Source organism: Rappaport israeli, from assembly GCF_001888055.1.
GTDB classification, from domain to species: Bacteria; Pseudomonadota; Gammaproteobacteria; order Cardiobacteriales; family Cardiobacteriaceae; genus Rappaport; species Rappaport israeli.
This window is the reverse complement of record NZ_LXHZ01000022.1, coordinates 178,116-203,455: the sequence shown is the minus strand read 5'-3', so window position 1 is coordinate 203,455 and position 25,340 is coordinate 178,116. Positions and strand designations below refer to the sequence as shown.

Sequence of the window (25,340 nt, the reverse complement as noted above, 5' to 3'; positions counted from 1 at the left end):
TTTATTGGATTGTGGGAGGTGGAGGATGGCGCAAGTGCGTGCGGTTGTAAAAAAATATGCGATTGATTCACTGACGGGGATGGCTTATGGCTTGTTTGTTACGTTGATTGCGGGGCTGATTTTGAGTCAAATCGGGCGGTGGCTGGATTGGTCGTTGTTAGTGGATGTGGGGCGTTTGGCTGGGATGTTGATGGGGGCAGGGATTGGGGCTGGGATTGCGTATTATTTAAAAGCGCCAACGTTGGTGGTGTTGGGGTGTACGCTGGCTGGGATGATGGGGGCGCATAGTGAGGCGCTGATGGCAGGAGAGTTTTTTCTGTCGCAGTCGTTAGATGGGCGGTCTTTTAACTATGTTTTGCCAACATCAGGCAATCCTATAGGGGCGTATTTGGCCAGTGTTGTGGCGTATCGTTTGGCGTTGTGGGTGAGTGGGAAAACGCGTTTAGATATTTTATTGGTGCCGCTTGTGGTGGCTTTGGGGGCGTTGTTGGCGTGCTGGTTGTTGTGTCCGCCATTTGTGGCGTTGGTGGCTTGGATGGGTACGGCGATTAATGAGGCGGCGCAGTTGCAACCATTTTTAATGGGGGTGGTGATTGCGGTGGTGATGGGGGTGTTGTTGACGTTGCCAACCAGTAGCGCGGCGATTGCAATTGCTATTGGTTTGCAAGGACTTGCTGGGGGGGCGGCGGTGGTGGGGTGTGCAGCGCATATGGTGGGGTTTGCTTGTGCGAGTTTTAAAGAAAATGGTTGGGGGGGATTAGTGGCGCAGGGGCTGGGAACGAGTATGTTGCAAATTCCCAATGTGGTGCGTAATCCTTTGATTTTATTACCAGCAGTGGTGGCGAGTGCGGTGGTGGGGCCGTTGGCGACGGTAGGATTTGGATTGTTATGTACACCAAGTGGCGCAGGAATGGGAACCGCTGGTTTGGTAGGAATTTTTGGGGTGTTGGAGGCCTCTGGTGGGGTGCTGAGTGTGCCAATGCTATGGGGGGCGATTGGATTGTTGATGTTTATTTTGCCAGCAGGGATTGCGGTGGCAGTGGCGATGGTATTGCGACGCTGGGGGTGGATTAAGGTGGGGGATATGCGCTTGCCCAATTAGGGGTTGAATTGGCGTAGTAGGGAGTCGAGTTGGTTGGCAAATTGATGCTTGTCTTTGTTGGTGTAGGGTTTTTGTTTGCTGTGGGCGGGTGGATCGTGGGGATTGCTGGCGCGTAGGCTGTCTATAAGGGTGCGGGTGGCGATGAGATTGTGGATGTTATCGCTGTGGTGATGTTTTCCGTGTGGTGTGAGAACATGCGCGCCTATTTCGATGGCGCTGGCGGCTAAAAGAAGGTCGGCGGTAATGAGTAGGTCGTTGGTTTGAATGTGGGCAAGGATATGGCGGTCGGCGGCATCAAAACTGTTGGCTACTAGGATAAGGCGAATAAATGCAGATTTGGGTAGGGTAATGCCATGGTTGGCAACAAAAATGGCAGGGATTTGGGTGCGGATACTGGTGCGACAGATGAGTTCTTTTACGACGACGGGGCAGGCGTCGGCGTCTATCCAAAGTGTCATGAGTGCTGTTTTAGTACAACCGTTGCGCCGCGTAATCCAGGCTCTTGAGCGGTGACAAGATAGACAGGAACGTTGGCAAGATAGTCGCTAAAACGTCCTTTGTCGTTAAACCGTGATTGCAGAGGGTTGTGGGTTTGTAGGTAGGTTTGGATTTTGGGGAGTATGCCGCCGCATAAATAAACGCCTCCTCGCGCGCCTAAGGTAAGCACTAGGTCGGAAGCGACGCTGGCAAGAATTTGGCAAAAGAGGTCGACGGTTTGTCTAGCCGTTGAATCGTTGGGGAGGTTGCGCGTGATTTCTTCAGGGGTGCGCTTGCGGGTTTTTTGCTCAAGATGAGCGAGGGCGCTATCAATAAGGGTAAGCCCTGCGCCACTGATGAACCGTTCCGCGGAAATATGGTCTCCGTGGAGGGTTTGTGCATAGCGCAGTATTTGATATTCAAGTTCGTTGCGCGGGGCAAAGCTGGTATGTCCGCCTTCACTGGCAAGGGCTTGCCAATCTCCATGATGTGAAATAAGCGCAGATACGCCTAAACCTGTACCCGGTCCAATAACCGCTTTTGGCGCATGAGCATCTGCTTGCGCCGTTATATTGACTAGTGGGAGAATTTCATGGTCTTTTAGGTCTAAAATAGCAAGCGCTTGCGCTACAAAGTCATTGATAACTTGTAAATGCTTAAGATTTAAGGTTTTCTTTAAGGCGCTGATAGAAAATTGCCAGTGATGATTGGTCATTTTGATTTTATCGCCTAAAACGGGCGTGGCGATGGCAATGGCTGCTTCATCAATCTGTGTTTGAGTCTGTGAAAGATAGGCGCAGATGGCCTGTTCAAGACTAGGATAATTGGCGGTGGCTAATGTTTGCGGTGCGTTGAGTTCGCCACTTTTGGCGTCATATAGAGCAAAGCGTGCATTAGTCCCGCCAATATCTGCTACGAGTTTAAGAGGCTGTGTAGACATAAACAGGGGTTTGGCTTTGGTCTAGTACATAGCTGATAGGATATTGCGGATTCTTGCCTTCTTTGGCTTGGTGCAATACTTCGTTTTTATATTGCCCAGCAATTTCAACATAGATGGTTTGTGCATTTAAAATAGCGCTTAGAGTTAGGCTTAGGCGCATATGGTTGGCTGTTTTTGGGTCAACCAGCATGATGCCTTTTGGCGCGCTGAGTATCGTGTCAAATTGTGGGGATTCAGGGAAGATGGAGGCGGTATGCCCATCTTCACCCATACCAAGAACGACTAGGTCTGGCTGGGCAAAGCGACGATTGGCATATTGCTGTAGCGCATCTTCATCATCAATATTATCTTCATCTAAATAAGACCAAAAGACCGCCCCTTCGGCATCATTTTGTAAGAGATAATCGTGTACGAGTTTGGAGTTACTATCTTCATCATGGCTAGGAACAACGCGCTCATCAACCAGCATGATGATAATACGCGACCAATCGAGTGATTGCTTGGACAAAGCAATAAAGAAATCTTTTGGCGTACTGCTCCAGAGACGGCTAGCGTAACCATATCTTTTTGCCGCAGTAGTTTTTGGATGTCTTCTTTTACTTGTTCTGCAAGCGCTTGCGCGCGCTCTTTATGACTATTAAATTGTATAAGTTCCATATTATTGCTCCTCGTGCCAAACGACACCATCTCTGGCAAGTAATGCACTAGCACTAGCAGGTCCCCATGTGCCAGCAGTGTATTGTTTTGGGGGTTCTTCACTTTCATCCCAAACTTTCATGATAGGTGCGACCCAACGCCAAGCGGCTTCTTGTTCATCCCGTCTTACAAAAAGTGTTTGGTCGCCATCAATAGCATCTAATAATAGGCGTTCATAAGCGCTGGTACGCCGTCCCTCAAAAGCTTTAAAGAAATCTAGATTTAGTGAAGCAGGTCGCGCGACCATATTATTGCCTAGGCGTTTGGCAAATAGATGTAAGGTCATGCTGTCTTCAGGTTGTAAGCGTATAACTAGTTGATTGGGTGCATAATTTCCTGCCACCCGTGGAAAGAGTTGATGGGGAACATCTCTAAATTGGATAACAATTTCAGCGAGTCGTTCTTGCATTCTTTTCCCAGTACGAAGGAAAAAAGGCACGCCTGCCCAGCGCCAGTTTTCAATTTCGGTTTTAATTGCAACGAAAGTCTCAGTTTGGCTATTGGGTGCAATATTATCTTCTTCATGAAATCCTTTGACCTTCTTGCCATCAATAACACCACTTTTGTATTGACCACGCACGGTATAAAGTGAGACATCAGCTTCGGAGAAAGGTTTTAAAGAATTAATGACTTTAAGTTTTTCATCACGGATGGCATCGGCATCCATACTAGAAGGGGCTTCCATCGCAATGGAACAAATAAGTTGAATGATATGATTTTGCACCATATCTCTTAGCGCGCCGATATGGTCGTAAAAAGCCCCTCTGCCTTCAATACCAACCGATTCAGCAATGGTAATTTGCACATGAGAAATCCATTCGCGTCGCCAAAGTGGTTCAAACCAAATATTAGCAAAGCGCATCATTAAAAGATTTTGCACAGACTCTTTGCCTTGATAGTGGTCAATGCGAAAAATTTGCGACTCATCAAAATAATTAGCAACGGATTCATTAATGGCAATATTTGATTTTAAATCTGTACCTAAAGGTTTTTCTAAGACGACACGAGCGCAAGCATGATTTAACCCAACAGCATCTAAACCACGGCAAATGTCTTCGAATAAATTAGGCGAAGTTGCTAAATAACTAATCGTTACCCGTGGGCATTGGGGAGGGATTTTTTCAGCAAGTTTTTTGAAATCTTCTGCATTTTTAGCATCTAATTGGATGTAATCCAAGCGTTTGCAAAAATCCTGCCAAACTTCTTCATCGACTTTTTCAATATCAGTAATAAATTGGCGCGCTTGTTGATTGGCTAGGTTGCGATAATCATCTTGTGAAAGTGACTGACGTGAGATTCCCCAAATTTTGCCATCAGGATGTAGTGTTTGCGCCTCGTGCGCCTTGAAAAGCGAGGGAAGAAGTTTGCGCGTGGCTAAATCGCCTGTGCCACCAAAAATGAGTAAATCAAAAGGTTGTGGTTCTAAATTCTCACGCATAAAAACGACTCTATTAATGAAAGCCACAGATTATAGCTGCAAATAAATATTTTTTCTTGCTATATCGTACTAAAGATGAGAAAAGTTAAAAATTTTTTATAAAATTTCTTTCTCAGTTTTCAAAAACTCCCCTTCCCTTAAATATGAACAATGGTGGATATAGATTTGGATTGAATAGATAATCGGTTTTGCTTATAATGCTAGCTTTTTGGTTCAATCTATCAAACAGGAGTTAGAAAATGAATGATTTAATCGGTAAAAAAGTTCCAGAAGTTACTTTTAAAACCCGTGTACGTGATGAATCAGTTGGCGGAGAAAATCCATTCCGTTGGCAGGACGTCAAAAGTAGTGAGATTTTTTCAGGCAAAAAAATTGTACTTTTTGCACTTCCTGGAGCCTTCACTCCAACTTGTTCAAGCACACATTTGCCAGGCTTTGAGGCAAAATATGATGAATTAAAGGCTCAAGGGGTTGATGAGGTTTATTGCTTAAGTGTAAATGATGCTTTTACTATGTATCAATGGGCGCAACATCAAAATATTGAGAAAGTAAAAATGCTTCCAGATGGAAACGGTGATTTTTCTCGTGAAATGGGTATGTTGGTTAAAAAAGAAAATTTAGGCTTTGGTGAGAGAAGCTGGCGGTATGCTATATTCGTTGATAATGGAGAAATCAAGCAAGTATTTAGTGAGCAAGGCAAACAAGATAATTGTGAATCTGATCCTTTTGAATGCAGTGATGTTGATACAATGCTAGAGTACTTAAAAACCAAGTGATTTTAGGTTTTTAAGTTTTTTAAAGACCCAACTTGTTGGGTCTTTTTTATGTCCGCAGATAATTGGAGATAGTAAGCTGGCATGTTTGATTATTGGGTTTGTAAACTAGATAAATAGAGAATAGAATTAAAAAATTACAGATAAGTCAAAATGTTAATTAAAAGACTTAAAACCTTCCCATTTAAAGAGTGGTATGCGATGAGAGTTATATTTAAGGAGAAAGCAGTAGAGGAGATAATTATTAACTATGAATTAATTGGCGATAAGTGATTAGAAATTAAGAATATTTCGAAAAATAAGATAAAGAGGATATTTAAATGGGGTGGATGATGGGGTTCGAACCCACGACCTCCGGAATCACAATCCAGCGCTCTGACCAACTGAGCTACACCCACCATAGTTTTAATACCGATAGGGTTTATGCCATGCAAGTTATTGGCGCACCCGACAGGACTCGAACCTGTAACCTACGGCTTAGAAGGCCGTTGCTCTATCCAGTTGAGCTACGGGCACAAGATAAAGCCTAAAATGGTCGGAGTAGAGGGACTCGAACCCCCGACCCCTTGGTCCCAAACCAAGTGCGCTACCAAACTGCGCTATACTCCGAACTGCTTAAGCAAGCGCGCATTTTAGGATGTTTAGACTTAAAAGGCAAGAATAAATTGCAAATTATGTTTTAAATTTTTGCGCTTTTTCTCTAAATAATTGGTTTTTGTAGTTAATTTAAATTACTGGTTTGCTCGTTTTGCAGGTTAATCTGATTTAGGTGGTTTGGGAGCAACACGAATTTCTGAAACATTACCAATATTGTTTTCTTTCTTGTCTGGAGATTGTGTTGTCTCTGGATTGTCTTTATCTGATTCTAAAAGGGGCTTAGGGCGTTGTTGCGATAAAGAGGGTTGTTTATGAAAGAGGTTTTTTTGCGTGATAGGTTTTGGACTGCCGTCTATATCAAAACTTTGGCGCATAAGGCGTAGGTTGGCTGGTGCTGCTTCGCCTTGTTTGCCTTGTCCAAAATACATGGTGAGGTGTGGGAAGGGCATTTCAATGCCTGCGCGGTCAAAATGAATTTTCACAAGACGGTTAAAGGCTCGTCCTATGCGCCATTGTTCTCCTGCAACGGTTTTGATGCTGATGCGGATATTTACTGAGCTGTTGTCTAACTTGGTAACTCCTGCAATGGTCATTGGCTCTAGTATGACGCGTTTTTTATCATTTTGGCTGAGTTCTTCAAAGGCTTGTTTGAGCACTTCAATAGCTTCATCAATATCTTCACGGTAGGCGATGCCGTATTCTTCTAGGTGATAGGCGTAGCCGCGGTTGTAGTTAGAGATCATACTTACGCTTGAGAAGGGGATAAGATGGTAGGTTCCAGAGGTATCGCGTAGCCCAACAGAGCGAATAGAGATATTTTCAACGGTTCCCATGGTGCCATTGATATCGACAATATCATCGGTGTTCATGGCGTTTTCAATTTGGATGAAAATTCCAGTAATAACATCATGCACAAGAGTTTGAGCGCCAAAACCAATTGCTAAACCTAATACCCCCGCACCAGCAATTAAAGGCCCAATATTAATACCAATTTCTGAGAGGACTATCATAGTAGTAACTGCGATGATGCTGATGGCTAATGCATTTTTAAATAATGATAAGAGGGTTTGTGCGCGAGCGGTTGGTCGTCCTGAACCGGTGTTTTCGCTTAGGCGATGTTCGATAATGCCTGAGACAATCAACCAAAGTAAAAATGCCATGATTATAATGATAAAGACGCTTGCCCAGCGACTGATAAAAATTGACCCTGCATCAGATTGCAGCCAAGCGCTTAAGTCAAAAATGCCCCATGCTGATAGTGCTATAAGCACTACAAAAATAGTAAGCACTAGGCGGATGATGCGTAAAAATACAGGGATATAAGCATTTAGACGTGCTTCAATGCCTGGGAGTTTGCGGTTGAACTCGCTGGACAGTTCAATGCGGTGTCCAATTAATTGCGTTAGTAAGGTTGAGAGAAGTAATCCACCGCCAATAGAGGCAATGGTTACAATGGTTGCATGCATAATAAATGGGAGCGCACGTTCGGGCTGTAAAAGTGTGACAATCAATAAGACCATAAAATAGCCAATGGCTAACCAATGCCAAATATGGCTAAGCATACGAAGGAAGGTGGTAATAATTAAGGTTTGTTTGTGCTCATTACTGCTGACTTTAATGAGTGCTTGTGAAACGCGATGACGGTTGCGCCAAACAAATGTTGCGCCATAAATAAAAGCGCTAATAGCAATAATGCTCAATAAGGCTTTTCCTAATGCTTTAGAAAGATTAAGGTTAACAAGAGGAACGCAGACAAGATAGCCATAGCCAATGATGTTTATCATGTTGGCGAGCCAACGATACCAATAGTGCGCTGTTTCATTTTTGCTAGGTAGTAGGCGCAGTCCAGTATAGTAGGGGTAAAAAGCGAGCCGAGTGGCGATTTTTATTGCTTCAATCATTAAGAAGGCGTTGATAACTAGAGCCATTTGTACTGAGGGCGCTCCAAACTCCCCAATAACGTAAATGGCAACCGAGTTGGCAATTAAATAGGTTAAGCCAAGCAATAAAGCATCCATCAGTGCAGTTAAAACAACAGCTAAAATATTTCGGATGATGGGTTTATAACTATCGCTACTTTGCACCCAAAAGCTTAGGCGCTTTTTAAGGGGTCGGGATAGGCGGCACAATGTTTGAAATAAAACGATGGTTGTAGCGATGATAATGGCTAAATTAATAAGAACCGTTTTAAAAATATCTTTGTTGAGATATTTTAAACGAAGGTCTTTGCCTTGGGTAATATCGATAAGAGATTGCCAAGCATTGGTTAAACTTTCGCCAACCTGAGCGGCAATCTCGCTGGTATGAAATGCTAGTTTGCTAGGTAAAGAGACTGCGGAGGCGACGGCTGCTTTGGTTCCTTCGGTAACACTTTTAAAGGCATCTTCACCATCTGGCACTATAGTGCTGGAGGGTGTAGTTTGCTCGTTATTTTCATCTTCTGCATTTGGTTCGTTAGAGGATTGACTTAGCTCGCGTAAGATGTGGACAAGTTCTTTGCGTTGTTCTGGGTTGTCGATAATATCAGCTAAAGTGGCAAAAGCTTGGCTGTTATCTATGGCTTGTGATTGAGTTTGTGCAGTCAGTGTTGGGCTAAGCAACAGCATAAACCATAATAAAACAAACGCTAAAAATTGGCGCATAGAGCACTCCGTGAGAAATATTGAGCAAAATTTTGCCAATCATAGCAAATTATCTGTTTATTTTCTTATCTCCTCAATTAGATTAGATGGACTTAAATCAATGAACTTAGGGTCAAAATAATAAAAATATTTTTTTATAATAATTGGTTATAAATAAATGACCAATATGTTATCTTGGTCATTTATGTGAATTGGTATAGTGTTGCAGGTTTTTTTGTTTTAGATGATTTATATTAAGGAGAAATAAATGTCTGATCGTGTAGAAAAATTGGAAGCTGAATTGGCTGAAATGCGCAAATCTCTTGAGAGTAGCAGTAAAGAAATGGATAAGTTCATTAAAGAGAAAGCACAGGATGCGCGTGAATTTGGTGAGGATGTTGCAGACGATGCACAAAACTACGTGCGCCGTGGTGCTCGTAAAGTACGCAATATGGTAGATGATTGTCCAGTGGAAAATCATTGGTTAATCACTGGCGCTGCTGTAACGGGTATCGTAGTCGCAGGCGTAATTGCTACTTTATTGGTACGTCGCAGCGACAATGAATGGTTACGTTATGTACCTGATGAAATTTTAAAAAGATTTAGATAAGATTAATAGCGATTGCTGCAGAAATCCCTGAGCTCTAAGTTCGGGGATTTTTTTGTGGCTAGTTTTTGGTGTTACCCCGTAATATGGTTATAAAAAAGCCCGTTTAAAACGGGCTTTTTGCTTTAAAAGGGCTAGGTTACATTAAATAGCGTCGCAATTGATGGTTAGATTGCGTCCATCTGCAAAGCTTACTTCAAATAAACCATATTGGTCACCTTTCAAGAACCACTGGATGACATTTTCTGGATTTTGTTTGTTGACATAAAGTACGCCACTGCCTGAACGTGTGATTTCAAGTTCAATTTCTTGGTTGATTAGATTCAGTTGTGGAATGGTTGCAGAGATGCGCGCTGAATTTTCATTTGCTCTAGAAATGATTTGTCCATTGCCTTCACAAGCATAAGCACGTTCAACAGTATTAGATGCTACGGGAGCTTGTGCTACTACGTTGTTTTGCATTTGGTTGTGTTGGTGGGTTGTGTGCTCATGTTGAGTATTGGTCACGTTGGATTGATTGTTAGTTGCTGGAGCGCAAGCAGTTAATAAAGCAAAAGGAAGTAAAATAGCTAGTTTTTTCATAAAAACCTCTCTTGATAGTGGAAAAAAAATCGTACTGAATAAAACGATCGTTTTGAATTATACCAGTGTGATGGGAGTATGTTTGATGTTTAAAGTGTAATTATAGTAACGATTCTATGCGTTTTAAAATTATCACACATAAAAACCCACTCGTGTGGGTTTTAAAGTATTTGGTAGGCACGATTGGACTCGAACCAACGACCCCCACCATGTCAAGGTGGTGCTCTAACCAACTGAGCTACGCGCCTAGGGTGGGCGGATTATAGTGGGGTTGGTTTGGTTTTGCAAGTGTTGTTTTTAGCCGTGTTTACCGTCGGGTCTAGGAGTTGTCCAGATATGTAGGTAGGGTTTGATGAGCGCTAAAAATGCAATAATCCAGCAAACTTGCGCATGAATAATCCAGATAAGATATTTTTGGGGGAGGATTAATGGCATAAGAACGCGAAAGAAAAATGCAGCGAAGAGGATGTATAGGCAAAAATGAGCCATTTGGAAGGTTGGTGAATGTTGCGCCCAGTGTGTCCTAGACTTACCCGTCCTATCATAGATAGTGAGATGATGCCAATGCCACCTACGGCTAGGGCGTGGAGTGCGAGTGAGTTGGTGATGGGGAAAAAGAGGCGTAAGAAGTATAAGGTTAATCCAATGATGATGGTAATCATGCCAAGATAAAGGCTCCAGAGAAGAGGTTTTTTCCAAATGCCTTGGGTATACCAGCCGATGAGTCGCCAAGTTTGGGTGAGGGCAGCACTAAGTGCGAGAAAACTGGCGAAGGTATGCCATGGGGTAAATATTTCAGTGAGAAAAAACAAGAGGAAGGTTATGAGAGAAAGTTTGTCTTTTAATGCGGAATTTTTAAGGGTGACGGGATAACCAACGCCTTTTTCTATGAAAAAGGGGAGTATGCGACGACCGATGGTAAGGACAAGTGAGAGGATTAAAAAGAACCCGAGTTGAAGTGCTAAATGGTGTCCTTGGTTGAGCCAGTTGAGAGAGCCGCTGAGGTAAAGTAGGTTGGCAATAAGTAATAGACAAAGTTTGGAGAGGATGCCCATTTGTCGGTATTGTTTGACTTGGAAGATGGCGCGGGCGATGGGATGAATAAGAAGAATTAAAAATAAGGTGTCTAGACATTCGGCGAGGATGTGGGCGTTGGGGTATAGGGTGAAGATGAGGCGAGCGCTAAACCATGGTAACCAGATGAATAAGAGGGATTTTCCGTGGGGCATGGCGATGCCCGTCCAGTTTTGTACGGCGGTGAGTAAGAATCCTGCAACAACTGCCATGCGTAGCCAAATATCATTTCGTGTCCATGCCAATAGAGTGGGGGGAGTGCGGTTAGATGTAGGGGGAAGCCTAACCCAAAGAGAAATAACCAAATCGTCATGGTGCAGACTGATAGAAAGGTGGCGGATAGAAAAAAGAGGCGAAAGCCTAGGTTAAATACGGCGTGGTTATGCATGTTGGTTTCTCCTTAGAATTTATAGAGGGTTTTAATGTATGTGATTTTACATGTAGAAGGGGCATAGTCTAGCATGGAGGATTTTATTGTGAGGTGTTTAAATGGGGTGGGAATGAAGCATTAGAGGGGTTAAGAGTGCTGATACGCTCACGAGGTAGGGCATCGGGGGCGTTTTGTTGTAGGTAGGTGAGCATGATTTCTCGAAGGTCTTTTGCCATGGCCCAAGCTAGGTTGGGCGTGTTGGCGCTGACTTGTCCGCGGAGTTTTAAATAGGTGGGATGATATTCTAGGATGAGAAGGTCGGGTTCGACTTTCTGACACCAGTTTTCGTGGGCTTTGGCTTGTTCAATGAAGTGTTTTTTTAAAGCTTCTAGGTCAATGCTGTAATCGACATATAAGAAAACGGGATGGCGCATATGTTGGTTGGTGTGTGACCAGTTGATGAGGGGTTCGGTTACAAAATCACGCATGGGGACGATGAGGCGTCTTTCATCCCAAGTAAGCAAGATGGCGTAGGTGTAGGTGAGTTCTTCAACGACTACCCATTCGTCGTGTATAACAATGGTATCTCCGATACTAATGGGGCGGGTAATTGCAACTTGTATGCCAGCGACTATGTTTGCTAGCAAGGGCTGGGCAGCAACGCCTAAAATAATACTTAACACGCCAGCAGAGGTGAGTAGACTGGCGCCAACAAGTTTGATGTTGATAAATTCAGACAACATAATGACGATGCCAATTAAAATTAAGCTGAATGTGAAGACGCGTCTGCCGATAGAGAGGTAGGTCATGCGACAGCGATGTTGGCTGCTTTGGTCGTCATCAAGAGGGGTGATTTGTAAACTTTTGTAGCGATCAGCAAAGAAATTAATAATATGAGTGCCAAGCCAGATGGCGGCAATAACAAAACTTATCCACATGATGGGGCGTAGGCTGGAGGCGATAGCTTTGTTGCCAATGATAAGTCCAGAAGTGATGCCATAGAGCAACCCTAGGGCGATGGTAAAAGTGATGGGGCGCGTGAGGGTGCGAATTAGATTTTGAATAATGCCCTCTTTTAGATAACCAGCTATTTTTTCGGTGATTAAGCTAATTAAACGCCCAATTAAAATACCAAGCGCTAATAGGATGGCAACGAGAATATATTCCCATAGGGTGATAGAAAAAAGCTCTATTTTAATCCATTGAGGTAAGGCTTGTTCGAGTTTGGTGGGGGCATGAATTTGATAAAGCTGTTCAATACTATCGACAGTATTGGCAGAAAAAACCCATATGGGGGCTAGTTCTTTAACGCGCACGCGCTGTAGGCGAATCGTTTGTTTGTAGTGTTGGCGGTCTAATTCGCCTAACTTAATAGAGCGTTGGGGTTTTCCAGCATTGGATTGGCTGGTTCCGGGGATGGATTCAATAAGTGCATCGGGGCGATCAGAAAGGGTTTTATAATTAATGACTTTGCCATTTTCTAATAAAAATGCGAGTTTTTTTGCAAGTTTGGCACCTTGTTCGGGTTGGTCTTCTGGGTTGATAAGATTAAGATTGAGCGCATGGGCGGCGCGTAGATAATCTTGTTCGGCAATGGCTTGTTCAAAAAAAATAATTAATGCTTGTGGGGATTGTCGGTTGGCTGGCGGATTGAGCTTGGGTAGACCAGCATTAAGCGTTTTAATAGGGTAATACGCCTCATTAAAATCTCCTTCTAGCTCACTAGCAATTTGTGATTGGTCAAAACCAAACCCTTGCGCTAAAGCTAAGGGCATTAGAAGTATTAGCAGCAGGCTACTGAAGAGTCTAATAATGGTTAATTTCATGGACAATCTCTTCATTTGAAAGATACAAATAAAATATACAAAAATCGCGCACTATATCACGGGTAGGATAATGGGTAGGATAAAAAGCAGGTCTAAATTATAGGATAAGCCATTGATAGTGTTGTAAAACGCGTATAATGACGCGTTTTCTTTCAACTTCCTTTGGGGTAATGTGTGAGCGCTTTTAATTTAATGGCTATTGTATTGGTCATTACCGCTATTTTCGCTGTAATAAATGACCGTTTTATAAAATTGCATCGCACAATTGGGGTGATGTTGATTGCATTGGTCTTTTCTCTATGTATTTTGCTGGCGAAATATTTAGGATTAATTGAGCATGATTGGGTTACGCCATTGGTGATGCAAGTTGATTTTAGCGATACTTTAATCCAAGGCATGTTAGGCGCTTTATTGTTTGCGGGTTCAATGAATATTGAGTTTAAAGATTTAAAACCGCGACTGATTCCAATTACTGTCTTGGCAATTTGTGGGGTTTTAATTTCTACCCTTTTGGTTGGCTATGGTATGTACTACGCCATTCATTTGTTGAGTTCTGTAGAGTTACCATTGATGTATTGCTTTGCTTTTGCAGCGCTTATTTCTCCTACTGACCCAATCGCGGTGCTCGCAATTTTGCGCTCTATTGGTGTCTCTAAAGGATTGGATATGGATGTTTGTGGTGAATCATTGTTTAATGATGGGATTGGTTTGGTGGTCTTTACATTCTTTTTCTCGTTGGCGGTCAATGCCGAAACAATGAGCTTTGCAGAAGTTTCACTCTTTTTTGCGCGTAATGTGTTTGGTGGGATTGCTTTAGGAGCGGTTGCTGGTGTGGGAGCGTATCTTTTAATGCGCATGACGCGTGATTATCATATTGAAATCATGCTGACTTTAGCGCTTGTATTTGGCACTTTTCAATTTGCAGAATGGATAGAAGTTTCAGCCGCCATCGCTGTAGTGATTGTAGGGATTGTATTTGGGCATTTGTGCTACAAAGGGATGACGCATAAAGCCCTAGAATCCATGTATACTTTCTGGGAAGTGGTTGACGAAGTATTAAATAGCACCTTATTTGTGATGATTGGAATTTTATTGCTCGTTATTCCAATGGATAGTCACCGCCTATTATTAGGGATATTTGCCATTATCGTTGTTTTATTTGGGCGCTGGATTAGTGTATTAATTCCTGTTGCGCTATTAAGTCGGCGCTACTTTTTTTCACCACGTTCCGTACGCATCCTAACTTGGGGTGGGTTACGTGGTGGATTATCCATTGCTTTAGCACTAACTTTGCCAAATAGCGCCTATCGTGAAACCATTTTATTAATGACCTACGCAGTAGTTGTGTTTTCTATTATTATTCAAGGAACAACCATTCCATGGGTGGCTGGAAATAGAACCACTATTGGAGATGAATATGATGACCCACTCCTAGATGATAACAATCCCAACACGCGCTCACATGTTGGTAAACGAAGTGAGAAATTAGAATCAGAGTAAATTGACTATTTGAACGCGCTATTATATTCTCACAAAAATAATATTTATTATTATTTCATATATGAGTTGTCAATTTTATTGACAGCTGTTTTTACGTATTTATATACTTAATTAGGTGTCATGTTACGTGGAGGTATTAGTATGTTAGAAGAGAAGAGAATTCAAATATTTATTGATAGCGTAAATAAATATTTTAACGAAGTGAATAATATTGGTGTTAAGGTAGGTTCTCCTTACTTAATAGAAGGGAATAAACCTTCAGTTTATGATTATACGGGAATTATTGGTATTTCAGGACCTTATCGAGGAAGCGTATATTTTTCTGCGCCAAGAGTTCTATTACATAATCTTCTTTTAACTATTAAAGAACCTGATAAATCAGAAGAAACAATGATGGATTTAATTGGTGAAATTGCTAATACCATTTCTGGAAATGCTCGTGCAGAATATGGAGAAGAATTTGTAATTTCTACACCATTAGTAGTTAAAGGACAGCCTGATGAAGTCTACTTACCTAAAACAACACGCTCATTTGTTATTCCAATAATTTGGAAAGAATATACAGCTAATATTGTGGTAAGTATTGAGCAAAGATCAAATCCATAAAGTTACTTGAAATTTTATTCATTTTTATTTCTTAAAATAAAACCGTACTTCCCTTATATAGGAGAGTACGGTTTTTGAGTTTTAATTTGTCACAATTTAGTCTTCATCATTACCCTCTTCGATAAAATCTATAATAGACTCTAGAGCCCTTTGTAATTCAATTTCTGTAAAAGGTTTAATCACAAATCCACTAGCGCCCAATTCTAGCGCTTTAAGTCCTGTACTTTCATCAGATAGGGCGGAGACCACCAAAATTTGTAAATCAGGTTTTATTTCGAGTAGCTTGGGAATAGTTTCTAAACCGTCCATGCCTGGCATGGTAATATCCATTGTGGCAATATCTGGCAAATATTTTTTACACTGCTCAATCGCTTCTTGCCCATTTGTGGCAGTGCAAACAATTTTAAAGCGATTTTGTTGATTACCAGTGGAAGTGCGACTAATTTTGTTACGTATAATCGTAGAATCATCAACAACCATCAAACGATACATAAGAATACTCCAATATAAAATTATGAATTAAGCAGGAAAGCGAATAATAAATTGACTATATTTTCCAACTTCAGAGCGGATATTTATTTTTCCATGCAACTGCTGGATTCTATCTTTTACAACATCCATGCCTACACCTCTACCGGCATCTTCATTGCTTTCTTTTGCTGTAGATAAGCCAGAGGTAAAGATAGCCTGATACAAATCGCGTTGCTGTAAATTATTAGCCTGTTCCTGCGTATACAAACCTTCTTTAACTAACTTTTTGCGAATTTCCTCAATAAGAATGCCACCACCATCATCTTCAACAATAATCTCATAAAAATCATTTTTCTTTATTAGTCTGATTCTTACTCGGCCATAAGCAGGTTTGCCTAATCTTTGACGAACTTCTGGCAATTCACAACCATGAACAATCGCATTACGAAGAAGTTGAATAGTAACTTCTTTGATTTTATCAAGAGTCTCATTATCTAATGACACATCATCAAATCCTAAAACTTGCAATTGAACTTCTTTTTGATTTCTTTGCGCAATTTTATCTGCAAAATTTTTAAAATATTCAGAGATATTTTCTGATCTATTAGAATCTAATTGCATATTAAGATTAACCAAGCGACTACGCATGTTCTCAATATCTTGATTTAGGTTATAAAATTGCTCTAGAGAAAGAGCAATTCCTAAAAAGTCATTCCCACTTAACTGATTTCTTTCACGTAGAGCTTTTAGTTGATTTTCGATAGATTCAGCAATATCAACAAAACCTTCTAACTCTAATGCAGAAGCCTCTCCTTTAAAGCTATGTACTTCACGGAAAATATCATTAACTTTTTGCTTTAATGCCGATTGGCTCCATTTTTTATCGCGTAGAATATCATTGATACGCTCTGCCATTTTAGATGCATTGCGCATTAAACCATCCAAAATAGTAGGTTCTATGCGTAACAATTTAACTAACATTTTAAATTGCATTTCTGATTGTTCTTTTTCTTTCTCTAGACGTTGTTCCAACTCAACAGCTAAAGTAACGTCAGTAATGCTAACCAAAACATTATGTATTTTCTTGCCTTCGTATGAGCGGACAAATTGGAAGCTCAAATAAATTGTTTCTGTAGAGCCATTTTCATTTTTTCTTTGAATCATTACACGACGCAATGGATTCAAATCATTAATCAAGTCTCCATGTACTTTTCGATTGAATAATTGATTTATAAAGCGTTTTGTATTTTCAATATTTTTTTCTGGAACAACGCCTTCTAATACTTCATCAAGTTTTTTACCTGAAATATCCTTAACAGGGAAAATATGACCTAACTGTTTGGACTGTTGTTCACCAATAATATAGTCACGGTCTATCAAGAATAATCCTTCTTGAATAGAATTCATGATTTCAGTAGTTTCACGACGCGATTTCGCAAGCTCTGCATCTGAACGCAGTAATTGTCTCAATGCACGGAAAACAATAAAGAAGAAAATCGATATTGCAATAATTATCCCAACAATTTGAATAAGACGAACTAAGTTGGTTTGAGCGTTAGAATTATCTTGCAATGCATTAGTGATATCATCATTTTCATTTAGAAGCCGTGTGGTATAAATACGTGCATAGTCGGCAGCAAATTGAATGTTATCTAGTTGAATATTTCCAGCATTATAGTCATTAAAAAAGTTATTAAGTAGACCATTGTAAGGCGACCAAACATCTTGAATTCGTTGTAAGCTTTTAATTGCGCTTTCAATTTGAATAGGCTCTATATATACCGTGCTTCCATCGCTTATATTGATATCTTTACCACGTTGAAATGCTTCTAATGTTTGCCCAAACAAATCAGAAGAGCGTATCAGTGAGTCAATTTGTTTGAAGATTTTTTCGTTGATATCTTCTAATTGTAATGAGTTGTTCTCATTTACGTAGCGTTCAGTTATCAGGTCAATATCGATAATATTTTTAGCAATATCTTCAAGTAGTCCTGATTGTTGTGCTGATAAATTTATTTTAGTGGTAGATTCATCAATTCTCAAGGACTGATAATAGTTTAGAGCTAATATAGAAATGTTAAAAATCAAAAAAAGAATAACAGAAGTAATAATAGCACGATATTTCTTAAAGCTATCTAATCTTAGGTTAGGCTTGTTTTTTTTAATTTTTGTTCTATTTTTCTTGATTTCTTGATTTCTTGATTTCTTGATTTCTTGATTTCTTGATTTCTTGATTTCTTGATTTCTTGATTTCTTCATGATTAAGTCCCTGATAATTAATCATTTAATGATTTGTAAGGCACGAGAATGGTTTGATATTCCACATGATAATCTAAACCTTGAGTAGTGGGTTGGTCGTAAGCTAAATTAATGGCGCTTAAAATAGAAACTTCTGCTTGCTCAGTAGCGTCATTAATAACAGTTCCTGATAAACGACCTTGTTCTAACATTTCTAATGCAGCTGGAATAGCATCAATACCGAATACAGGAATGGACAGTTGAGCCTCTTCTAAAGCCTTAATTGCGCCAATTGCCATTGTGTCATTATTCGCTAAAATGACCTCAATGTTATTAATGGTGCCATCATTAATCCAATCAGTAACAATATCAGTTGCAAGATCTTCTTTAAACATTGCTGTTTCAGTGGTTACTTCTTTTATGGGCACACCGAGTTGAGGATAGCTTTTCATTGTACTTGTTGACCATTTTGTTCTTGCCTGTGCGCCAGGGTTGGTGGGAATACCCATAAGCATGGCATATTCAATAGAGCGGTTGTTATTTTTATCCCAATTAGAGTGGGTTTTCCATTTATTTAATACATCTAATCCTTGTAATACCCCCCTTGAACGTCATCACTTCCAATGAATAAAGCTTTGTTGTAAGTTGATAAAATATTCTCCCCAGGATTACGATTAAAAAATACGACAGGTATTCCAGCTGATTTTGCTTTATCTATTACAACAGAACTTTGTGTGGTGTCTACCATGTTAATAATGATAGCTTGAACGCCTGAGGCAATCATTTTATCTAGAGCTTCAAACTGACTTTGCTGATTATCATGTGCATCATTAGAGATAATTTTGATATTCTCGTGGTCATTGCCGTAAGCTTGAAAGGCTTGAAAAGCTTTAGAAAAGAAAGGGTTGTCGATCGCATTACTCATAAGTACACCGATATGACTTTCTTTGTCAATATTGGATTTATCGTTACTTTTCTTGAATGGAGTTTCAATGTTATCGCAGCCGTATAACAAAAAAGAGGTCAATAATATAGATAAAAGTTTATTCATCATTTTCTCTGGTTAGTTTTATAGATAACGACCTGTCATTCTAGCAGTACGAATAATTAACACAACTATTTAATAGTAACTATTTATTGTAAAAGTATTTACTTTACTATGTGTGCTATATAGAGATTGTAGCGAATATAACATCCCATTAGTTTTAAAAAAATGATAAAGAGGTAGTGTTCAAAAAACTGTGTCACTCCCATAAACTATCCAGAAAACAAGGAATGACATTATGCAACACTTTGACTTTAACGAAGCTTTAACTGTTAGCCCTCAATACCGAGGGGTATAAAGAGCTTATTGGACTTTACTGCTCTGAAAGTGAGGGCGCCAATTATTGGCTGTCTGTGCTGACGGATTTACACAATCGTGGCGTAGAAGATATTCTTATTGCCTGCTATGATGCAGTTGTCTATCCATTTCCCCGGACGCTTAGATAAGGTGATGAGCCTTTGATTGAACTGACACAGATTTCTGAATGCCCTCTGATGTTTCCAAATCAAGCAAATACTGTTTTCGCCATAGTCCGCCGCCATAGCCGGTTAATTCGCCGTTGGCGCCAATGACGCGGTGGCAGGGTACTAATATGGAAATGCTGTTCATGCCGTTAGCATTGGCAACCGCTCGAACGGCTTTGGGTTTGCCTAATAATTTGGCTTGTTCGCCGTAAGAACGGGTTTCGCCATAGGGTATGCTTTGCAAGATATGCCAAACTTGTTGCTGAAAATCCGTGCCGATAAAATGCAGGGGTACGCTAAATTTTCTGCGTTGTTTGGCAAAATATTCGTTTAATTGTTTTTCTAATGGCTGAAAGAAGGGATTGTTGCCTTGAATAATGAGTGCATTTTGGCGTTTAGCGATGTTTTTTAATTCGGTTTCCAGCATTTTTCGATCGCTAAATTCCAATAAGCAAATGCCTTGATTGCTGGCGCAAGCGATCATGGTACCGAGCGGTGTTTCTATGCGTTTTAAATCAATGATGTTTTGCTGTTTGCCTTGCTTAGGCGATACGCCGAATATTTTTTTAAAGGATTCTGAAAATCCGCTTAATGAATCAAATCCCGCATCAAAGGCGGTGTGGGCAATGGCTTCGCCTGATTGGATTTTTTTAAATGCCGAGTTGATGCGGTGCAGGCGGCAAAAGGCGTGAAATGTCATGCCGTGATTTTTTAAAAACCAGCGGCGAATGAATTTAGGCTCAATTCCCCTGTGCTGTAAATCATCGTCTTTTAATTTTAAACCGGGATTGTGGGCTAATTCATCAAGAAGGTTTTGGATTTCGGGCGGGGTTTGGTGCAGATGTTCTAGGGGCGGCATACTTTGCAGGGGCGGTAGCCTTTTAAGATGCATTCTTTGCTGGTGGCAAAAAATTCTACGTTTTCGCGCTTGGGTTTGCGGGCGGTGCAGGAGGGGCGGCAAAAAATGCCGGTGGTTTTGACGGCGGTAAAAAAGATACCTTCAAATGCGCTGTCTTTATTTAAAATGGCTCGGTACATTCTTTCGTGGCTTAAGTTTTTCATTTTTCATTACAAATATATGATGCGCGCTATTGTAGATAGGGATTGCTGTTGCTACAACCGAAAAACGGACAAGTATTTTTAATGGTTGTTTATAAAAAGGCGGTCAGCACATCGTTAAGAAAAGCATAGCCTTGCGCGGTGCAGCGGTATGTCTGCGGGTCGTCGGCAATGAGTTTTTTGGCGATGAGGGTTTCGAGAACGGGGGCGAGGTCGCTGTGTTGCAGCGCGGTACGTTGTGGAAGGTATGCACGCGCGACGCCGTCTTTCAGACGCAGGGCGTTCATCATGAATTCAAAGCCTTGTTCTTCGCGGGCGACAATTTGTTCTTGGTCTTGATAGGGGGTGGCGCCTTGGCTGTGCGCGGCTTGGTAGCGGTTGGGGGCGCAGGAAGGCGGCGCCTTGTTCGCGTTGTGCGTAGGCAAGGAAGGGGTTGTTGCGATAGAGGGCTAAGAGTTGTTCGGCTTCTGCGCTGTCTATGTCTTGCGTGATGAGCCAATCTCGAGCTTGCGCAGGGTCGGCTTGGGGTACTTGGTAGCTTTGCGAGCGGCTTAAGATGGCAGTATTTCTAAGCCGTGTATGCCACGGTTAACGTGCATTGACTTGAGCGCGCAGAACCTTTTCATTTCTAAGCCGTGTATGCCACGGTTAACTCGGTAATAGCGCCATCATCTGTAAGTATCATTTTCTAAGCCGTGTATGCCACGGTTAACATCTTCTGAGAAAAACACAATACCGTGGAGATTTTCTAAGCCGTGTATGCCACGGTTAACCGAAAGATGACAAGGGCGGCAGTTCGGCTGGTTTTCTAAGCCGTGTATGCCACGGTTAACTATATTCTCGCAGCACAATGCTGTGAGAATTGTTTCTAAGCCGTGTATGCCACGTTTAACTTGAGCCTCCACTCTAACCCAACTCAACGGAATTTCTAAGCCGTGTATGCCACGGTTAACTTTCTGAGCTTGTGTGTTCTCACGCTTGGCTTTTTCTAAGCCGTGTATGCCACGGTTAACCTTAATTCTCCCTTCTCGTGAGAGATATAGATTTTCTAAGCCGTGTATGCCACGGTTAACTGTACCTGCAATAATTGTATTTACTTCCATTGTTTCTAAGCCGTGTATGCCACGGTTAACAAGCGCACTGCCTCAACAATCATTTTATTTTGTTTTCTAAGCCGTGTATGCCACGGTTAACGGAGTCGTTATAGCAACTTGTGTTAATGGGAATTTCTAAGCCGTGTATGCCACGGTTAACGATATCCAGTTTCCGACAGTAATTTTATTTTCTTTCTAAGCCGTGTATGCCACGGTTAACATGGCGCGCGCTGGGTTGTGGAGCGCTCCTGATTTCTAAGCCGTGTATGCCACGGTTAACTGCGAGTCTATCATCAGCTCTATAACGCTACATTTCTAAGCCGTGTATGCCACGGTTAACAGTTCGGCTGGTAGCGCAGCGAAAGATGGTAATTTCTAAGCCGTGTATGCCACGGTTAACTTTGGATTTAGTGGAATTATAGACCCTGACGATTTCTAAGCCGTGTATGCCACGGTTAACAGCATTGAGCGCGAAAATCGCGTCGTTGACGTTTTCTAAGCCGTGTATGCCACGGTTAACTGCATAAGCGCGTCGACCCCTGCGCGTTAGAGTTTCTAAGCCGTGTATGCCACGGTTAACATGATGTAATCACCGAAGGCGAGACACGTACACTTTCTAAGCCGTGTATGCCACGGTTAACATCCCAGTTGCGTTGGGTGAAAGGAACACTATTTTCTAAGCCGTGTATGCCACGGTTAACAACTTCGTCAGTGGCACAGTCTCTATTACTTGTTTTCTAAGCCGTGTATGCCACGGTTAACGCGAACCCGCCCCTATCCAGCAAAACTAAGCATTTCTAAGCCGTGTATGCCACGGTTAACCAAGCCCAACGCCTGATTGGTTTTTATTTACAAGGATTTAAACCGTTTTTTGTTGGTTTGACCCAAATTTTTAACGTGGTTTTTAACCCTTTTGTTTTGTTTCATGTTTTTAAAGAGCCAAATTTTTTTTGTTTTTTTTGGGTTGGTGGTTTGGGTGTTTTTTATGATTTTAGGTTATTTTTTAGATGTTGTTGGGGTTTTGTAGGTAGGGGAGGAGGCTTAGGAGGTTTGGGTCTGTGTGGTGGTGGTCGGCGTGTTGGCGGACTTGTGGGCGGTCGATGATGCCGCCGTAGCCTATGATGGTGTCTGCGGCGCCTTTAGCGGCGATGTCGCTTATGCCGTCTCCTATGAGGGCAATGCGGTTAAGGTGGTTTTGTTGTTTCCATTGTTGGGCGATGGTGTGTTTGCCGTTGGTGGTGGTGAGGGGGTGGGTTGGATGCTGTGGTAGTGTCCTCGGGGGTGTAGTTGAGGTGTACGGCGTGGAGGTGTTGTGTGGGGATGTTGAGGTGTTGGGCTAGTGGGAGGATGGCGTCGTAGAGTCCTCCGCTGATGATGCCAACTAGGATGTTGTGGCGTTGTAATGTGGCGATGAGTGTTTCTGCGCCTTGGGTGATGGTTTTTAGGTATTGTTGGGCGATTTGTTGGATTTGTTGTTGGGTGGGTTGGATGTGTTGGAGGCGTTTTTCGTAGATGGCTTGTAGGGGGAGGTCGCCGTTCATGGCTTGGTTGGTTAGTTGGGCGATGGTTTGTTTTTGGTTGTTTAGGGCTGCGAGTTCGTCGATGCCTTCGATGCTGCTTAGGGTGGAGTCGCAGTCAAAGAGTATGCCGTCAAAATGGTAGGTTGGTGTGGTCATGTTGTGGGGTTTGGTTGTGTGTTGTTGTGGTTTGGGGGGAACCAGCCATGGGGGCTGGTTTTTTTCGGATTATAGGTTGTTTAGAGCGTCTGTTGCGCCGATTAATGAAAAATTAAGGGTTTGTTGGCTTTCTCCTAGGAAGGCGGCGACTTGTAGGCTTTTGCCTGCTTTGAGTTTGTTTTGTGTGTCGAGGTCTAGGGGGAGGATGCTGTGGCAACCTGTTGGGTCGCAGAAGATGTAGGGGGTTACGCCGATTTGGTTGTGGTCTACTGCGAGTCCGATGCCTGCGAGTAGGTTGACGCCTAGGGGGAGGGTGAATTGGGCGATGATGCTGTTATCGGGGGTTTTGCTGATGAGGATTTGTCCAACGGGTTCGCCTTGGGTGTTGTTTTGGGTTTGTAAGACGCCGCATTGGTTGTTTTCGCAGACGCCTTGCCAGTTGCCGTAGGCTTTGCCGTTTTGGATGGCGGCTTGGCTGGTGAGGCTTAGGGTGGTTAGGGTTAGTAGGGTGAGTAGTTTATGTTTCATGGGTTTGCTCCTTGTGTTTGGGTGCGCTTTTGTGGGCGCGGTTGGGTAGTTTAGCGGATTGTTTGGTTGGTTGGGTGGGTTTTTAGTAAACGGTAATTGTGGGGGTTATCCTGTGAGTTGGTGGGTGATGAGTTTTTTAGGGGGGAGAGGTGGTTGCTGAGGTTTAGGAGGGTGTGGCGGAGGTGTTGGGCGGGGGGGGTGTCGTTGGTGAAGAGTTTTACTAGGAGGTTGGTGCCGTGATAGAGGGGGCGGGTGTTGCGTTGGTGTTGGCGGTTGTATTGGTTTAGGAGGGTTGGGTGTCCAATGTCTTTGCCTTGGGCGTGTTGGCGTAGGATGAGGCGGCTGAGGATGGCTTGGCTTTGGAGTCCTAGGTTGAAGCCGTGGGCGGTAACTGGGTGCATGCCGCAGGCGGCGTCTCCTATGAGGGCGCTGCGTTGGGCGTGGAATTGGCGGGCGTGAACGCCTAGTAGTGGGTAGTGGTGGATGGTGCTGGCGAGGGTCATTTGTCCAAGTCGGTGGTTGATTTGTTCGCTGACGTGTTGGGCGAGTTGGTCTGGTGTGAGGTTTTGGATTGTGGCGGCGTGGCGGCTGTCGAGGGTGATGACGCAGTTGGTGAGGTGGGGGGTGAGGGGGAGGAGGGCGAGGGTGGAGCCGTAGAAGAAGCATTCTTGGGCGGTGTGTTGGTTGGTTTGGGTGTGGCTTAGGCGAAAGACGATGACGGTGCGGCCGAAGTCGTGGAGGTCGGTGGCAATGCCTAGGCTGCGGCGGACTTGTGAGAGGCGGCTGTCGGCGGCTATGAGGAGTTTGGCGTGGAGGGTTTTGCCACTTTCTAGGGTTACGCTGGCTTGTTGGGCGGTGCTGGTGGCGTGGATGACTTTATCTTGTAGGTGCCAATGGAGGTTTTGTTGGTGTTGGCAGGCTTGGTAGGCGCTTTGGCGGATGAGGTGGTTGCTGACGAGATAGCCTAGGGTGTCGATGGGTTGGCCGCTGCGGTTGGTTTTTGGGGGTGGGGAAGTGGAGTTGTGGTGGGGTGTTGCCGTTTTGTACTTTGGCTTGGCGGAGGGGGTGGATTTGGTCTTTTGGGATGCGTTGCCAGATGTCAAGGGTTTCTAGGAGGTTTTTGGAGGGGTGGGTGAGGGCGATTTCGCGTCCGTCAAATGGGGGGTTAGCGAGGGTTTCGGCGCTTTGTGGGTCAATGATGGTAAGGCGGAGGGTGCTGTTGGCTAGGGCGCGGCTGATGCTTAGTCCTGCTGGTCCTGCGCCTACGATAAGGATGTCTGTTTGTTGGCTCATGGGTTCTCCTAGTTTTGTTGTGGTTTGTGGGGCTATGATACTGGATTTTTAGGGCGCTTGCAGTTGGATGATGTTGTGTTTGTTGGTGCGGGGGTTGGCTTTGGCGCTGATGTGGTGGGTGTGGAAGTTTTGTTTGTCCAAAATTGGTGGAGTTCGGGTGTGTGGGCGTAGCTGACGCCGAGTTGGTGGGGGATGTGGTGGCGGGCGTGGGTGATGAGTTGGCTGGCGATGTGTTTGCGGCGATGGGTGGGGTGTATGACGAG

General features: G+C 42.8%; 17 protein-coding genes, 4 tRNA genes, 6 pseudogenes and 1 CRISPR repeat array. Of the genes and pseudogenes, 7 read left to right on the top strand and 20 right to left on the bottom strand.

Going from position 1 to position 25,340, the window contains the following annotated elements; all coding sequences use genetic code 11:
- Positions 1-25: 25 nt before the first annotated feature.
- Positions 26-1,102 carry a PTS transporter subunit IIC gene (locus tag A5N84_RS06430; RefSeq protein ID WP_072281703.1) on the top strand — a complete coding sequence of 359 codons (1,077 nt, stop codon included), beginning with the start codon at positions 26-28 and terminating at the stop codon, positions 1,100-1,102.
- Here A5N84_RS06430 and A5N84_RS06425 read toward each other — a convergent pair.
- The 4 genes and pseudogenes from A5N84_RS06425 to zwf form a co-directional block, all read right to left on the bottom strand.
- On the bottom strand, positions 1,099-1,560 hold the full coding sequence (locus tag A5N84_RS06425) for a YaiI/YqxD family protein (protein ID WP_072281702.1): 462 nt from the start codon (positions 1,558-1,560) through the stop codon (positions 1,099-1,101). The genes A5N84_RS06430 and A5N84_RS06425 overlap by 4 nt on opposite strands.
- Positions 1,557-2,519, bottom strand: a complete 963-nt coding sequence (gene glk, locus A5N84_RS06420; protein WP_072281701.1) for a glucokinase — start codon at positions 2,517-2,519, stop codon at positions 1,557-1,559. The genes A5N84_RS06425 and glk overlap by 4 nt, the downstream gene beginning before the upstream one ends.
- Positions 2,500-3,042: pseudogene (gene pgl / locus A5N84_RS06415) on the bottom strand (6-phosphogluconolactonase); the annotation flags it as partial. The gene glk and the pseudogene pgl, both read right to left, overlap by 20 nt.
- A 135-nt stretch (positions 3,043-3,177) precedes the next feature.
- A complete protein-coding gene (gene zwf, locus A5N84_RS06410; RefSeq protein ID WP_072281700.1) occupies positions 3,178-4,653 on the bottom strand; it encodes a glucose-6-phosphate dehydrogenase in 1,476 nt (491 codons plus the stop codon).
- Between the two features lie 239 nt (positions 4,654-4,892).
- Here zwf and A5N84_RS06405 point away from each other — a divergent pair, with 239 nt between their 5' ends.
- A complete protein-coding gene (locus A5N84_RS06405; RefSeq protein WP_072281699.1) occupies positions 4,893-5,429 on the top strand; it encodes a peroxiredoxin in 537 nt (178 codons plus the stop codon).
- Positions 5,430-5,747: 318 nt separating this feature from the next.
- Here A5N84_RS06405 and A5N84_RS06400 read toward each other — a convergent pair.
- The 4 genes from A5N84_RS06400 to A5N84_RS06385 form a co-directional block, all read right to left on the bottom strand.
- Positions 5,748-5,824: transfer RNA gene (locus A5N84_RS06400), tRNA-His, on the bottom strand.
- 41 nt (positions 5,825-5,865) lie between these two features.
- A tRNA-Arg gene (locus A5N84_RS06395) sits at positions 5,866-5,942 on the bottom strand.
- 16 nt (positions 5,943-5,958) lie between these two features.
- Positions 5,959-6,035: transfer RNA gene (locus A5N84_RS06390), tRNA-Pro, on the bottom strand.
- Positions 6,036-6,181: 146 nt separating this feature from the next.
- Positions 6,182-8,665, bottom strand: a complete 2,484-nt coding sequence (locus tag A5N84_RS06385; RefSeq protein WP_072281698.1) for a mechanosensitive ion channel domain-containing protein — start codon at positions 8,663-8,665, stop codon at positions 6,182-6,184.
- A gap of 247 nt (positions 8,666-8,912) precedes the next feature.
- Between A5N84_RS06385 and A5N84_RS06380 the strand changes: the two genes are divergently transcribed.
- Complete coding sequence (locus A5N84_RS06380) at positions 8,913-9,254, top strand: hypothetical protein (RefSeq protein WP_072281697.1); 342 nt, start codon at positions 8,913-8,915, stop codon at positions 9,252-9,254.
- 141 nt (positions 9,255-9,395) lie between these two features.
- Here the strand turns inward: A5N84_RS06380 and A5N84_RS06375 are convergent, their stop codons facing one another.
- The 4 genes and pseudogenes from A5N84_RS06375 to A5N84_RS06360 form a co-directional block, all read right to left on the bottom strand.
- Positions 9,396-9,833, bottom strand: coding sequence for an MliC family protein (locus A5N84_RS06375; protein WP_072281696.1), 438 nt, complete (start codon positions 9,831-9,833; stop codon positions 9,396-9,398).
- A 171-nt stretch (positions 9,834-10,004) separates the two neighbouring features.
- Positions 10,005-10,081, bottom strand: a tRNA-Val gene (locus tag A5N84_RS06370).
- 49 nt (positions 10,082-10,130) lie between these two features.
- A pseudogene (locus A5N84_RS06365) lies at positions 10,131-11,295 on the bottom strand (NnrS family protein).
- Between the two features lie 83 nt (positions 11,296-11,378).
- Entirely contained in the window at positions 11,379-13,103 is a 1,725-nt protein-coding gene (locus tag A5N84_RS06360; protein ID WP_158008667.1) for a mechanosensitive ion channel family protein, read from the bottom strand.
- 174 nt (positions 13,104-13,277) lie between these two features.
- Here A5N84_RS06360 and A5N84_RS06355 point away from each other — a divergent pair, with 174 nt between their 5' ends.
- Together A5N84_RS06355 and A5N84_RS06350 are read left to right on the top strand one after the other, a co-directional pair.
- Positions 13,278-14,603 (top strand): cation:proton antiporter, encoded by a 1,326-nt coding sequence (locus tag A5N84_RS06355; protein WP_078055619.1) that lies wholly within the window; start codon positions 13,278-13,280, stop codon positions 14,601-14,603.
- A gap of 141 nt (positions 14,604-14,744) precedes the next feature.
- Positions 14,745-15,209 (top strand): chemotaxis protein CheX, encoded by a 465-nt coding sequence (locus tag A5N84_RS06350; protein WP_072281694.1) that lies wholly within the window; start codon positions 14,745-14,747, stop codon positions 15,207-15,209.
- 96 nt (positions 15,210-15,305) lie between these two features.
- Here A5N84_RS06350 and A5N84_RS06345 read toward each other — a convergent pair whose 3' ends face one another.
- From A5N84_RS06345 to A5N84_RS11910, 3 genes and pseudogenes are all read right to left on the bottom strand, one after another.
- Positions 15,306-15,701 carry a response regulator transcription factor gene (locus tag A5N84_RS06345; RefSeq protein ID WP_072281693.1) on the bottom strand — a complete coding sequence of 132 codons (396 nt, stop codon included), beginning with the start codon at positions 15,699-15,701 and terminating at the stop codon, positions 15,306-15,308.
- 27 nt (positions 15,702-15,728) lie between these two features.
- On the bottom strand, positions 15,729-17,939 hold the full coding sequence (locus tag A5N84_RS06340) for an ATP-binding protein (protein WP_072281692.1): 2,211 nt from the start codon (positions 17,937-17,939) through the stop codon (positions 15,729-15,731).
- 17 nt (positions 17,940-17,956) lie between these two features.
- Positions 17,957-18,969, bottom strand: a pseudogene (locus tag A5N84_RS11910) (galactose ABC transporter substrate-binding protein).
- Between the two features lie 263 nt (positions 18,970-19,232).
- On the opposite strand from A5N84_RS11910, the pseudogene A5N84_RS09985 reads away from it, so the two are divergent.
- A pseudogene (locus A5N84_RS09985) lies at positions 19,233-19,400 on the top strand (transposase); the annotation flags it as partial.
- 1 nt (position 19,401) lies between these two features.
- On the opposite strand, the pseudogene A5N84_RS12785 reads toward A5N84_RS09985, so the two are convergent.
- From A5N84_RS12785 to ubiM, 5 genes and pseudogenes are all read right to left on the bottom strand, one after another.
- Positions 19,402-20,489, bottom strand: a pseudogene (locus A5N84_RS12785) (bifunctional transcriptional activator/DNA repair enzyme AdaA).
- A gap of 89 nt (positions 20,490-20,578) precedes the next feature.
- On the bottom strand, positions 20,579-20,911 hold the full coding sequence (locus tag A5N84_RS11895; protein ID WP_072281689.1) for a hypothetical protein: 333 nt from the start codon (positions 20,909-20,911) through the stop codon (positions 20,579-20,581).
- Positions 20,912-21,051: 140 nt separating this feature from the next.
- Positions 21,052-22,402: direct repeats of the CRISPR family, unit length 28 nt; unit sequence TTTCTAAGCCGTGTATGCCACGGTTAAC.
- A 362-nt stretch (positions 22,403-22,764) separates the two neighbouring features.
- Positions 22,765-23,256 carry an HAD family hydrolase gene (locus A5N84_RS06310; protein ID WP_078055618.1) on the bottom strand — a complete coding sequence of 164 codons (492 nt, stop codon included), beginning with the start codon at positions 23,254-23,256 and terminating at the stop codon, positions 22,765-22,767.
- Between the two features lie 69 nt (positions 23,257-23,325).
- Entirely contained in the window at positions 23,326-23,784 is a 459-nt protein-coding gene (locus A5N84_RS06305; protein WP_072281688.1) for an invasion associated locus B family protein, read from the bottom strand.
- Positions 23,785-23,889: 105 nt separating this feature from the next.
- Positions 23,890-25,077: pseudogene (gene ubiM, locus A5N84_RS13455) on the bottom strand (5-demethoxyubiquinol-8 5-hydroxylase UbiM).
- 24 nt (positions 25,078-25,101) lie between these two features.
- On the opposite strand from ubiM, the gene A5N84_RS11890 reads away from it, so the two are divergent.
- Positions 25,102-25,248, top strand: coding sequence for a hypothetical protein (locus A5N84_RS11890; protein ID WP_233120002.1), 147 nt, complete (start codon positions 25,102-25,104; stop codon positions 25,246-25,248).
- The last annotated feature ends 92 nt before the right edge of the window (positions 25,249-25,340 follow it).